The following is a 12,210-nucleotide window of genomic DNA, read 5'->3' as shown; positions in this document are numbered from 1 at the left end:
CGACCACCACCAGCACAGCATGTCCGAGGGGTCGGACGCGGGGGAGGAGCAGGCCACCGCGGCGGCGCCGCCGGCCCTCACCGGCACCGAGGGCGCCACCCAGAGCCCGGGCGGTCCGACCCACCGGGAGACCGAGCGGCCCTCGGTCCTGCAGCAGATCCTCTCCGGCAGCGCGCTCATGTCGGTGCTGGCCTTCGTGCTCGCGCTCGTCATCGGCGGGCTGCTCATCGCCTTCGCCGACCAGGACACCCGCGAGGCGGCCGGCTACTTCTTCAGCCGGCCCACCGACACCCTCGGCGCCGCGTGGTCGGCCGTCTGGGACGCCTACGTGGCGATGTTCCGCGGCTCGGTCTTCGACTGGAAGGCCGCCACCTTCGCCGGGATGATCAAGCCGCTCACCGAGTCGCTGGTCTTCTCCGTGCCTCTGATCCTCGCCGGTCTGGGCATCGCCGTCGGCTTCCGCGCCGGTCTGTTCAACATCGGTGCGCAGGGCCAGATCATCGTCGGCGCCATCGTGGCCGCCTGGCTCGGCTTCGCCTTCGACCTGCCGGTCGGCATCCACCTGCTGGTGGCGATGCTCGGTGGCGCGATCGGTGGTGCCGTCTACGCCGGCATCCCGGGCCTCCTCAAGGCCCGCTTCGGGGCCAACGAGGTGATCGTCACGATCATGCTCAACTACATCGCGGTCTACCTCATCAGCTACGTGCTCAAGCAGCCGACCTTCAACCCCGGCCGCACCGGGCAGCGCAGCCCCGCGGTGTCCGCGGACGCGACCTACCCCCTGCTCGTCCCGGACTGGCTGGTCCCCGGCAACACCTTCCGCCTGCACTGGGGCTTCGTGGTCGCGATCCTCGCCACCGTCTTCGTGTGGTGGCTGCTGGAGCGCTCGACGATCGGCTTCGAGCTGCGCGCCGCCGGCGCCAACCCCGCCGCCGCCCGCACCGCCGGTATGTCGGTCGGCCGGGTCACGGTCATCACCATGCTCATCGCCGGTGCGCTCGCGGGTCTCGCGGCGACCGGGCAGGTGCTGGGCACCGAGCGCTCGCTGACGGCGGGTGTCGCGGCGTCCTACGGCTTCGACGCGATCACCGTGGCGCTGCTCGGACGTTCCCGACCGCTCGGCACCTTCTTCGCCGGGCTGCTCTTCGGCGCCCTCAAGGCCGGGGGCTTCCTCATGCAGTCGCAGACGGCGACGCCGATCGACATCGTGCTCGTCGTCCAGTCGCTCATCGTGCTGCTCATCGCGGCGCCGCCGCTGGTGCGCGCGGTCTTCCGCCTGCCGGCCCCCGGTCCGCGGGTGCGCCGACCCAGTCGTTCCACCACGACCAAGGAGGTGACCGCGTGAGCACGCCCGTGACCCCGGCGCCCGCGGAGCCGAAGCCCGAGGCACCCGCCGCCGACGCCGCCCCGCTGCTCAAGGTCAGCTGGAAGACGCCGATCGTCTACGCCCTCGCCGCGCTCGCCGCGCTGCTGGGCTTCCTGCCGGGCGTCGACGCCGGTGCCCGCACCACCTTCCAGTTCACCGGTGGGCGCGAGTTCTTCGCCATCCCCAACGCGCCGGTCCCCTCGCTGCTGACGATCGTGGTCCTCACCGTAGTCATGGCGGCCGCCGCGGTCTGGGCCTTCCTGCTGGTGCGCTCGCACCGGCCGGCCCCGGCCTGGCTGCACGTCGTGGTCGGCCTGTCCTTCGTGCTGGCCTTCCTCACCTACGCCGGATCCGGCCGCACCTCGGTCATCCCGATGGTCTCGCTCCTCGCGGGCGCCCTGGCGCTGTCCGTGCCGCTCGTCTTCGGCGCCCTCTCCGGCGTCATCTGCGAGCGCTCCGGCATCATCAACATCGCGATCGAGGGGCAGCTGCTCTTCGGTGCCTTCGCCGCGGCCGTCGTGGCCTCCGCGACCGGCACCGGCTACGCCGGCCTGGTCGCCGCCCCGGTCGCGGGCGCCCTCGTCGGTGCGGTCCTGGCCTGGTTCGCGGTGAGCTACCGGGTCAACCAGATCATCGTCGGCGTCGTGCTCAACACGCTGATCATCGGTCTGACCGGCTTCCTCTTCGCCACCGTCCTGTCGGACAACAAGGCGCTGTGGAACACCCGCATGCCCCTGCCGCGCATCCGCATCCCGCTGCTGTCGGAGATCCCGGTCCTCGGCCCGGTGCTCTTCAACCAGACGATCCTCGTCTACCTCATGTACGCCCTGATCTTCGGGCTGCAGTTCATGCTCTTCCGCAGTCGCTGGGGCCTGCGCACCCGCGCGGTGGGCGAGCACCCCAAGGCCGCCGACACGGTCGGCATCAAGGTCAACACCCGCCGGGTCTGGAACACCATCCTCGGCGGCGCGATCGCCGGCCTGGGCGGCGCGTTCTTCACCGTCGGCTCGGGTCTGGCGTTCGGTCGGGAGATGTCGGCCGGCAACGGCTTCATCGCGCTGGCCGCGATGATCCTGGGCAAGTGGAACCCCTACGGCGCGGTCATGGCCGCGCTCCTGTTCGGCTTCTCCAAGAACCTCGGCAACGTCCTGTCGACCATCGGCAGCGGCGTCCCGTCGGAGATCCTGCTGATGCTGCCCTACGTCATCACGATCTTCGCGGTGGCGGGCTTCGTCGGCCGGGTTCGCCCGCCGGCGGCCGAGGGCATCCCCTACACCAAGAGCTGAGGTATGCCGTGACGCACGACGACGCGCACGTGGCCGCCGGTTCGGCCGCCGGGTCCGAGGGCCCGGAGGTCGACTGGGAGGCCCTCCAGGCGCAGGCCGCGGACATCATGACGCGGGCCTACGTCCCCTACTCGCACTTCCCCGTCGGGGTCGCGGGCCTGGTCGACGACGGGCGCGTCGTGCGCGGCTGCAACGTCGAGAACGCCAGCTACGGCCTGACGCTGTGCGCCGAGTGCGGCATGGTCTCCGAGCTCGCGGCCACCGGCGGAGGTCGGCTCGTCGCCGTCTCCTGCGTCGGCGGCGACGGCCAGCCGCTCATGCCGTGCGGTCGCTGCCGCCAGCTGCTGTGGGAGCACGGGGGAGCGGAGTGCCTCCTGCTCACGCCGGAGGGCGTGCTGCCGATGGACCAGGTGCTCCCGCAGGCGTTCGGCGCGGGCCACCTGACCTGAGGGCCGTCCGGGCACTGCGCCCGGCACGCGATCTGCGACATCCGCCCGTGCTCGAGCTCGGGCGGGCAGGTCGCGTCCGCGGTGTCATGCGCGGCGGGCTGCCGTTCGGCGCGGGAACGCCATACCAGGTTGTGCCGCTGGTGCGACGTCGCGGACGTCGTCCGACCGGCACAGTCCTGCATGACGTGAAGGTCAAGTCGTCCGACCGGCACAACCTTGTCCGGCGCGGCCGGAGGACAGGACGGGCAGGGGGCAGCGGGCGGAGAGAGCGGTGCGGAGCCGCTCAGTCCTGGGCGTCGTCCCCGGGCTCGGCGACGCGCACGGCGGACCAGGCGCCGGCCTCGACGAGACAGGTGCGGGGGAGGCCGGCCTCGATCGCGAGGCGCCCGGCCTCCGGGCTGCGCGGCACGTAGAGGGCCAGGCCGGCGATCTCCTTGACGCGCTTCTGCAGGCTGCGGACGGTGCCGGCGTCGACCACGACGCGGCCCTTCTCCGGCGGCAGGAAGAGGTCCTCGCCGAAGGTGCCGCCCCGGTCCTTGCGTGCGACGCGGTCGACGGACATCGGCTCCTGCGCCATCGCCTCGGCCAGGACGCGCAGGACGGTCGCGTCCTGGGGGTCGCCGCCGTCGACCGGCTCGGCGACGAGCGTGCGGCCCTCGTCCAGCTGGAGGCGCTGCACGGCGAACTTGGCGCGGCGGTCACGGGTCATCACCGAGTAGGTCAGCGCAGGGGCGCCGTCGACCTCGGCCTGGGCGGCCAGAACGAGGGCGTCGGCCCCGACCCCGACGGAGAGCGTGGAGGCGCACGACAGCGTCGCGGCCATGCGGGGCGTCGACACAGCGGCGACGACGCGGCCGTTGCGCACGGCCACGACCGTCGGGAACATCGGCTGCTCCCCGGCGGCACCCTCGCGGGCGCGGCTGCGGCGGAGCAGGTCCGTCACGGGGGGCACGACGAGGGCCATGATGTCTGCGATCTGCACGCGGCTCAGGATGCCACACGGGCGCGCCGGGACCGCCATGAACGAAGGCCGGGTCAGGAGGAGGTCGGTCCGTCGAGCGGCTCGTCGCGGGGCAGGACGTGGCCGGTCGGGCGCCGGTCACGCGCAGGGGCACCGCCGGCTGCGCTCCGAGCTGCCGATGGGCCAGACTGGTCGCCATGAGTGAGTCCTTCGACGCCGTCGACATCATCCGCACCAAGCGCGACAAGGGGGAGCTGAGCCCCGAGGAGATCGCCTGGGTGGTGGACGCCTACACCCGTGAGGTGGTGGCCGACGAGCAGATGTCCGCCCTGGCCATGGCCATCCTGCTCAACGGCATGACCCGCCGGGAGATCTCCGACTGGACCGCGGCGATGATCGCCAGCGGCGAGCGGATGGACTTCTCCTCGCTGTCCCGCCCCACCGCCGACAAGCACTCGACCGGCGGCGTCGGCGACAAGATCACGCTTCCGCTGGCGCCCCTCGTGGCGGCCTGCGGCGTCGCCGTGCCCCAGCTCTCCGGTCGCGGCCTCGGCCACACCGGCGGCACCCTCGACAAGCTCGAGGCGATCCCCGGCTGGCGCGCCGACCTGACCAACGAGGAGATGCTCGCCCAGCTCGACGACGTGGGCGCCGTCATCTGCGCGGCCGGCTCCGGCCTGGCCCCGGCGGACAAGCGCCTCTACGCGCTGCGCGACGTCACGGGCACGGTCGAGGCCATCCCGCTGATCGCCTCCTCGATCATGAGCAAGAAGATCGCCGAGGGCACCGGCGCGCTCGTCCTCGACGTCAAGGTCGGCTCGGGCGCCTTCATGAAGACCCTCGACGACGCCCGCGAGCTCGCCGAGACGATGGTCGCCCTGGGCAAGGACGCGGGCGTGCACACCGTCGCCCTGCTGACCGACATGTCGACCCCGCTCGGCCTCACCGCGGGCAACGGCCTGGAGGTGCGCGAGTCGGTCGAGGTGCTGGCCGGCGGCGGGCCCCAGGACGTCGTCGACCTCACGCTGGCGCTGGCCCGCGAGATGGTGGAGGGCGCCGGCGTCACCGACGTCGACCCCGCCGACGCGCTGGCCGACGGCCGGGCGATGGACGTCTGGCGCCGGATGATCTCGGCCCAGGGCGGTGACCCCGACGCGCCGCTGCCGACCGCCAGGGAGACGCACGTCGTCACGGCGGAGTCCGACGGCGTGCTCACCCGCCTCGACGCGCTCGCCGTCGGCATCGCGGCCTGGCGCCTCGGCGCCGGCCGGGCGCGCAAGGAGGACCCGGTGCAGGCCGCCGCAGGCGTGGAGATGCACGCCAAGCCGGGCGACGAGGTGCGCGCCGGCCAGCCGCTGCTCACCCTGCACACGGACACCCCCGAGCGCTTCGACCGGGCGGTCAGCGCGCTCGAGGGCGCGGTGTCGATCGGCGCGGCCGACGAGGTCGCCGGGCCGTCCGACATCGTGATCGACCGGATCAGCTGACCGTCGGGATCGGCTCACACGACGAGCCCGGCGCCTCGAGAGGCGCCGGGCTCGTCCGGTCCCGGGGGTGCTGGCCCGGTAGGTCGATCGCGGGTCAGTAGCCCTGACCGTCGGCGGAGGCCACGTCCGCGCCGGGCTCGGGCACGACCAGCGTCCCGGCCTCTGCGCGCTCGCGGGCACCCTCCAGCAGGGCCTCGGTCGAGGAGGTGCCGATGCGGGTGACGCCCTCGGCGCACATGGCCAGCAGGGTGTCGATGTCGCGGACCCCGCCGGAGGCCTTGACCTGCACGTCGGGGTCGGCGTTGGCGCGCATGATCCGCACGTCCGGCAGCGTCGCGCCGCCGCCGGCGAAGCCGGTGGAGGTCTTGACGAAGTCGGCGCCGGCCTCGGTGCTCAGGCGCGCCGCGGTGGCGATCTGCTCGTCGTCCAGCAGGGCGGTCTCGAAGATCACCTTGACCAGCGCGCCGGCCGCGTGGCCGACCTCGACGACCGCCGCGATGTCGTCGCGGACCGCGTCGAGGTCGCCGCCGCGCAGGCGGCCGATGTTGAGCACCATGTCGAGCTCGGTGGCGCCGTCCTCGAGGGCCTGTCGGGCCTCGGCGACCTTGGCGGTGGTCGTGGTCGTGCCGTGCGGGAAGCCGATGACGGTGCACACCCGGGTCGAGTGGCCCTCGACCGCCTGCCTGGCGAGGGCGACGTCGCTGGGCCGGACGCAGACCGACCAGATCTCCTGCTCGGCGAGCGCGCGACAGGATGCCTCGACCTCCTGGGGAGTGAGCTCGGGCTTGAGGAGGGCGTGGTCGATGAGGTCGGCGACGTCCTGGACGGTCAGGGTGCTGCCGGGGGTGTAGGTGGCCATGGGTCCATGCTAGTTCTCGCCGCGCCCACGACGGGCCCGTCGGCATCGGTGCGGCTGTCAGGGGCCGACCAGCATCGGATCCTAGAATCGGCCCCATGGCGACGAAGCTGCGGCCCGTGCGGGTGACCGGTGTCGGTGACAAGCTCATCCAGGAGTTCGCGGGTGCCGCGAGCACCGGGCACGAAGGGGTCTCGGTCGCGCGGATGACTGCCCCGCCGGGGTGGGACGAGCCGGGCCAGCGGCCCGACTTCGACGAGATCACCTACGTGCTGGCCGGCGAGATCATCGTCGAGACCGAGGACGGCGCCATGAGCGTCACCGCCGGCGAGGCCGTGCTCACCCGGGCTGGGGAGTGGGTGCGCTACTCGGTCGGGGCCTCCGGCGCCGACTACATCGCGGTCTGCTCGCCCGCCTTCACCGCCGAGGGGGCCCACCGTGACCACGCCTGAGACCACGCCGCAGACCACGACGTCCAGCCCCGAGCTGCCCGTCGCCGTGCTGCCCAAGGTGCTGCTGCACGACCACCTCGACGGCGGCGTGCGCCCCGCGACCGTGCTCGAGCTCGCGCGCGAGCAGGGCTATGACGCTCTCCCGGCCGACGAGGTCCTGGCCCTGGAGCACTGGTTCTCCGAGTCCGCCGACTCCGGCTCGCTGGTGCGCTACCTCGAGACCTTCGCCCACACCGTCGGCGTGATGCAGACCGCCGACGCGCTGCACCGGGTGGCGCGCGAGTGCGCCGTCGACCTCGCCGCGGACGGGGTGGTCTACGCCGAGGTGCGCTACGCCCCCGAGCAGCACCTGGAGGGCGGGCTCACGCTCGACCAGGTCGTCGACGCCGTCACCGCGGGCTTCCGCGAGGGCCAGGAGGAGGCTGCCGCCGCCGGCCACCGCATCCGCGTGCGCTCGCTGCTCACCGCGATGCGCCACGCCGCCCGCTCGCGCGAGATCGCCGAGCTGGCCGTGCGCCACCGCGACCGCGAGGTCGCCGGCTTCGACATCGCCGGGGCCGAGGACGGCTTTCCCCCGACCCGCCACCTGGCGGCCTTCGAGTACCTCCGCCAGGAGAACTTCCACTTCACCATCCACGCCGGTGAGGCCTTCGGGCTGCCGAGCATCTGGGAGGCGATCCAGTGGTGCGGGGCCGAGCGGCTCGGGCACGGCGTGCGCATCGTCGACGACATCCGCCTCGACGGTGCGCCGATCACCGACGACCCCGCCGGGGCCCTCGAGCGCGCCCGCACCGACCCGGCCGCCTTCGAGCTGGGCCCGCTGGCGGCCTACGTGCGTGACCGGCGCATCCCGCTGGAGATGTGCCCGAGCAGCAACGTGCAGACGGGCGCCGCCGAGTCCATCGAGACGCATCCGGTCACGCTGCTCAAGGACCTGCAGTTCCGCGTCACGCTCAACACCGACAACCGCCTGATGAGCGCCACCTCGATGACCCGCGAGGCCACCCTGCTGGTGGAGCGGGCCGGCTGGACCCACCGCGACCTGCGCCGGGTGGCGGTCAACGCGATGAAGTCGGCCTTCCTGCCGTTCGACGAACGGCTGGAGATCATCGAGGGCGTGCTCAAGCCCGCCTACGACGAGGGCCGCCTGGTCTAGGAACGGGGCAACAGCCGCTCGCGCAGCGCGTCGGCGCGCGCCAGCCGCTCCTCGTCGCGGCGTCGGCGCTCGCCGAGCACGGCGGCCAGCACGTCCTCCGGGGCGGCACCGGCCGGCGGTGGGGGAGCGACGTGGGCCAGGACGGCGTCCGCCAGCGAGGCGGACGTCGCGGCCCGCGCCTGCGGCACGAGCGAGGGAGCGCGCAGCAGGAACTGGCGCACCGCCACGACCAGCGCGTCCGGCAGCACCCCGATGTCGGCGGCCGTGGCCCACGACTGCAGGGACGGGCTGCCCGACGGCGGCTCCACGAGGCGCAGCCGGACCCGGTCGCGCACCACGTAGGTGCCCGCGAGCAGGTCGCCCAGGCGGCGCGCCTTCTCGTTGGTGGTGGCGACGATCAGCGCGAGCGAGCCCAGCGTGAGCCAGAGCTCGACGGTGCCGACGAGCGCGCGGATGGTGGCGTGCCGCAGCCCGATCGGTCCGGTGTCGTCGCGCACCGTGCGCAGCCCGGTGACGAGCTTGCCGACGGTGCGGCCGTGCAGGAGCGTCTCGAGGGTGATCGGCAGCCCCGCCATGACCACGGCGAGCAGGAAGACCAGGAAGGCCTGGGCGAGGGCCTGGTCGCCACGGAACAGGCCGTCGGGCAGGACGAGGATCAGCAGGAAGAGGCCGAGGGCGACGACGAGCAGGTCGATCAGGCCGGAGACCATCCGCAACGGCAGCGAGGCCGCGGGCAGGTCGATCTCGACGGCCTCGCCGGTGACGAAGCGGTCGGTGTCGAAGATGCCCCGCCTCGCCATGCCCGCAGCCTAGCGGCCGGTGCCGGGGAGGCCACCGCATACAGTGTCCGGATGGACCTGGACGCGCTGGTGGGACGGCGTCGGGGCGCGTGGGAGCGTCTCGACCAGCTCGCCCGCCGCCGGCGGCTGACCGGTGCCGAGGCCGACGAGCTGCTCGACGGCTACCAGCGCACGGCGACCGACCTGTCGGCCGTCCGGTCGGCGGCCCCGGACGCCACGGTCGTGTCCTACCTGTCCACCCTGCTGGCCCGGGCACGCGGTCGCGCCTCCCGGGTCCCGACCCTGTCGTGGTCGGCGGTCGGGCGGTTCCTGGCCGAGGACTTCCCGGCGGCGCTCTACCGGCTGCGCTGGTGGTGGGGGATCACCGCCCTCGCCAACGTCGTCGTCGGCCTGCTGCTCGGCTGGTGGCTCACGCAGAACCCCGTCGTCGAGAACTCCCTGCTCAGCCCCGAGCAGGTGCAGCTGCTCGTCGACGTGCAGTTCGAGTCCTACTACTCCGAGCACGCCGCCAGCAGCTTCTCCACCCTGGTCTGGGTCAACAACGCCTGGGTCGCGGCCCGCTGCATCGGGATGGGCGTGCTCGGGGTGCCGGTCGTCTGGCTGCTGTGGCAGAACATCGCCAACGTCGCGGTCATCGGCTCCCTCATGCACCGCCACGGCCGCGCGGAGGTCTTCTGGGGCCTGCTCACCCCCCACGGGCTGCTCGAGCTCATGGCGATCTTCGTCGCCGCAGGGGTCGGACTGCGGCTGTTCTGGGCCTGGGTCGCGCCGGGGCCGCGGACGCGGCTGGCCAACCTCGCCGCCGAGGGCCGCACCGCCGCCGGCGTCTCGCTCGGTCTGGTCCTCGTGCTGCTCGTCTCCGGCGTCATCGAGGGCTTCGTCACCCCCTCGCCGCTGCCCACCTGGGCGCGCGTCGGCATCGGCGTGCTCGCCCTGCTGTTCTTCTTCGTCTACGTCTTCACCCTCGGCCGCCGGGCCGTGCGCGCCGGGGCGACCGGTGACGTGGGCGAGGAGCTGCAGGCCGCGAGCGCCCCGTCCCGGGCCTGACGGCATACCTGATCCGGCGGAGCCGAGGTATGGGGCACCGCTGCGCCAGGGGCGTCAGACGCCCATGTCCTCGTAGGACCGAGGGTCCTCGATGGGCTCCAGGTGGCAGCTGACCCGGAGGTCGGGATAGGCCTCCATGAGCGACTCGATGATGTCCTCGCTGAGGTCGTGGCCGCGCTTGACCGTCCACTCACCGGGAACCAGCAGGTGCATCTCCATGAAGCGGCGGTGGCCGGACTCGCGGGTGCGGACGGCGTGGAACTGCACCTCCTCGGAGGTCCAGCCCTCGAGGATCTCGCGGATCCTGTCGTTGTCCTCCTTGGGCAGGCTCACGTCCATGAGACCGGCGGTGGAGGAGCGGATGAGGTTCCATCCCGTTACGAGGATGTTGAGGCCGACGGCGAAGGCGACGATCGGGTCCAGGCGGTCCCAGCCGGTGAGCCAGACCAGGCCGACGCCCGCCACGACACCGACGGAGGTCCACACGTCGGTGAGCAGGTGGCGGCCGTCGGCGGTGAGCACGATGGAGCGGTGCTTGCGACCGGCGCGGATGAGGATCCAGGCGACGGTGCCGTTGACCACCGAGGCCAGGACCGAGACGGCGAGGCCGATCCCGAGGTTCTCCAGCGGCTGGGGGTCGAGGAAGCGCTGGACCGAGGTCATGAGGATGAGCGCCGCGGCGATGAAGATCATCAGACCCTCGACGGCGGCGGAGAAGTACTCGGCCTTGCTGTGCCCGAAGTGGTGGTTGGCGTCCGGCGGGCGGAGCGCGACGCGCAGCGCGACGAGGGCCACGACGGCGGCGACGAGGTTGACCAGCGACTCGGCCGCGTCGGAGAGGAGACCGACCGATCCGGTCATCAGCCAGGCGCTCGACTTCAGCCCGATCGTGACCAGCGCGGCGGCGATCGACAGCCACGCGAAACGGGTCAGGTCCTCCGGCTGCGGGTGCCTGGTGCTGGCGGTCGAGCTGGGAGGGGGACCACCGGCCGAGGACGCGAACACCGCTCGATGGTAGTCCGGCGGCCTGGGAGCCTCAGAGCAGACCCTGGGCCTTGAGCGCGAGGTAGTGGTCGGTCAGCGCCACCGGCAGGCGCTCCGGGGGCTCGTCGACGACGGTGACGCCGAGCGTGCGGAGCCCCTGGGCGGTGCGGCGCCGCAGCTCGGCGGTGCGCTCGGCCGCGGCCGCGTCGTAGACCGCCTCGATCGAGGACAGGTCGGTGCCCAGCGCCTCGAGCGCGGGGTCGGCGACCGAGGCCACGACCACGCGGTGGTGGGCCGTCAGGGTGGGGAGCACCGGCAGCAGGCCCTCCTCGACGGCGGCCGGCTCGAGCGGGGTGAGCAGCACGACCAGCGCGCGCCGGTCCGCAACGGTGGCGACGGCCGAGGCCAGGGCGGTCCAGTCGGCCTCGACGAGCCGCGGCTCGAGGGGGGCCATCGCGGTCACCATGTCGTGCAGCAGGCCACCCGGTCCACCGGCGCGCCCGGTCGCCGAGCCCGAGCGGGCGCGCACGACGCGGTCGCCGGCGAGCAGGTCGACGCGGTCGCCCGCCCGCTCGGCCAGCGCGGCGAGGAGCAGCGCGGCGTCCATGGCGGCGTCGAGGCGTGGCTCGTCGCCGACCCGTGCCGCGCTGGTCCGCGAGGTGTCGAGCACGAGGACCACGCGGCGGTCGCGCTCGGGCTGCCAGGTGCGGACGACGACGTGCTGGCGCCGGGCCGTCGCGCGCCAGTCGATGGAGCGGACGTCGTCGCCCTCGACGTAGTCGCGCAGGGAGTCGAACTCGGTCCCCTGGCCGCGGGTGCGGACGGCCGAGCGGCCGTCGAGCTGGCGCAGCCGGGCCAGCCGGCTGGGCAGGTGGCGTCGGGACCGGAAGGGCGGCAGCGAGCGCACCACGCCGGGGACCTCGATCGTGCGCTGTCGGCCGGCGAGGCCGAGCGGACCGTGCAGGCGGACGGTCACGCCCGCCGCCGGGCGGTCGCCGCGCCGGGACGGCACGAGCACCGTGCTCAGCCGGCGCCGCTCGCCCGGCGGCAGGTCGAGGGTATGCCGTTCCTCGACGGCCCCGGCCGACGGCACCCACGCGTCGCGCAGCTCGCCGCGCACCGGGCGCCGGGCCCCGGAGGTGACGGTGAGCGTGGTCGTCACCGGCTCGTGCAGCCGCGTCCGCGGGTCGGGGGAGCGTGCGATCCGGACCGACCGCGGAGAGGGCGTGAGCAGCACGTCGACGGCCACCAGCAGCACGACCCCGAGGAGCCACAGCGCGACCGCCGACCCGGCGGCGGCGGGCCACAGCAGGGCCGGCACCACGCCCAGCAGGACGAGCGCGACGACCGGACGACGCAGGACCAC

12 protein-coding genes are annotated in these 12,210 nt (G+C 73.5%); 7 read left to right on the top strand and 5 right to left on the bottom strand.

The genetic code is table 11. The features are described 5' to 3' along the window. Positions 1–19: 19 nt before the first annotated feature. From FB476_RS11645 to FB476_RS16695, 3 genes are read left to right on the top strand one after another with little or no spacing between them, the layout of a single operon-like run. Positions 20–1,345, top strand: coding sequence for an ABC transporter permease (locus FB476_RS11645; protein ID WP_141820241.1), 1,326 nt, complete (start codon positions 20–22; stop codon positions 1,343–1,345). Beyond that, positions 1,342–2,652, top strand: coding sequence for an ABC transporter permease (locus tag FB476_RS16700; RefSeq protein ID WP_141818956.1), 1,311 nt, complete (start codon positions 1,342–1,344; stop codon positions 2,650–2,652). The genes FB476_RS11645 and FB476_RS16700 overlap by 4 nt, the downstream gene beginning before the upstream one ends. Positions 2,653–2,660: 8 nt before the next feature. Then, positions 2,661–3,101, top strand: a complete 441-nt coding sequence (locus tag FB476_RS16695; RefSeq protein WP_337678355.1) for a cytidine deaminase — start codon at positions 2,661–2,663, stop codon at positions 3,099–3,101. Positions 3,102–3,384: 283 nt separating this feature from the next. Here FB476_RS16695 and FB476_RS11630 read toward each other — a convergent pair whose 3' ends face one another. Then, a complete protein-coding gene (locus FB476_RS11630) occupies positions 3,385–4,083 on the bottom strand; it encodes a hypothetical protein (RefSeq protein ID WP_141818952.1) in 699 nt (232 codons plus the stop codon). 176 nt (positions 4,084–4,259) lie between these two features. On the opposite strand from FB476_RS11630, the gene FB476_RS11625 reads away from it, so the two are divergent. Further along, positions 4,260–5,549 carry a thymidine phosphorylase gene (locus FB476_RS11625; protein ID WP_141818950.1) on the top strand — a complete coding sequence of 430 codons (1,290 nt, stop codon included), beginning with the start codon at positions 4,260–4,262 and terminating at the stop codon, positions 5,547–5,549. 94 nt (positions 5,550–5,643) lie between these two features. Here the strand turns inward: FB476_RS11625 and deoC are convergent, their stop codons facing one another. Beyond that, a complete protein-coding gene (gene deoC, locus FB476_RS11620) occupies positions 5,644–6,408 on the bottom strand; it encodes a deoxyribose-phosphate aldolase (protein WP_141818949.1) in 765 nt (254 codons plus the stop codon). A gap of 95 nt (positions 6,409–6,503) precedes the next feature. Here deoC and FB476_RS11615 point away from each other — a divergent pair, with 95 nt between their 5' ends. Further along, positions 6,504–6,857 carry a cupin domain-containing protein gene (locus FB476_RS11615; protein ID WP_141818947.1) on the top strand — a complete coding sequence of 118 codons (354 nt, stop codon included), beginning with the start codon at positions 6,504–6,506 and terminating at the stop codon, positions 6,855–6,857. Beyond that, complete coding sequence (locus FB476_RS11610) at positions 6,844–8,013, top strand: adenosine deaminase (RefSeq protein WP_420359359.1); 1,170 nt, start codon at positions 6,844–6,846, stop codon at positions 8,011–8,013. Before FB476_RS11615 ends, FB476_RS11610 begins: the two co-directional genes overlap by 14 nt. Here FB476_RS11610 and FB476_RS11605 read toward each other — a convergent pair. After that, positions 8,010–8,813 (bottom strand): RDD family protein, encoded by an 804-nt coding sequence (locus tag FB476_RS11605; protein WP_141818945.1) that lies wholly within the window; start codon positions 8,811–8,813, stop codon positions 8,010–8,012. The two genes, FB476_RS11610 and FB476_RS11605, sit on opposite strands and share 4 nt — an antisense overlap. 51 nt (positions 8,814–8,864) lie before the next feature. Here FB476_RS11605 and FB476_RS11600 point away from each other — a divergent pair, with 51 nt between their 5' ends. Continuing rightward, positions 8,865–9,860, top strand: coding sequence for a stage II sporulation protein M (locus tag FB476_RS11600; protein WP_141818943.1), 996 nt, complete (start codon positions 8,865–8,867; stop codon positions 9,858–9,860). A gap of 54 nt (positions 9,861–9,914) precedes the next feature. On the opposite strand, the gene FB476_RS11595 is transcribed toward FB476_RS11600, so the two are convergent. Together FB476_RS11595 and FB476_RS11590 are read right to left on the bottom strand one after the other, a co-directional pair. Continuing rightward, positions 9,915–10,865 carry a cation diffusion facilitator family transporter gene (locus FB476_RS11595; RefSeq protein WP_238329681.1) on the bottom strand — a complete coding sequence of 317 codons (951 nt, stop codon included), beginning with the start codon at positions 10,863–10,865 and terminating at the stop codon, positions 9,915–9,917. Positions 10,866–10,896: 31 nt separating this feature from the next. After that, on the bottom strand, positions 10,897–12,210 hold the full coding sequence (locus FB476_RS11590; protein WP_141818941.1) for a DUF58 domain-containing protein: 1,314 nt from the start codon (positions 12,208–12,210) through the stop codon (positions 10,897–10,899).

Source organism: Ornithinimicrobium humiphilum (genome assembly GCF_006716885.1).
Taxonomy (GTDB): domain Bacteria; phylum Actinomycetota; class Actinomycetes; order Actinomycetales; family Dermatophilaceae; genus Ornithinicoccus; species Ornithinicoccus humiphilus.
This window is presented reverse-complemented; position numbering and strand designations above follow the sequence as displayed.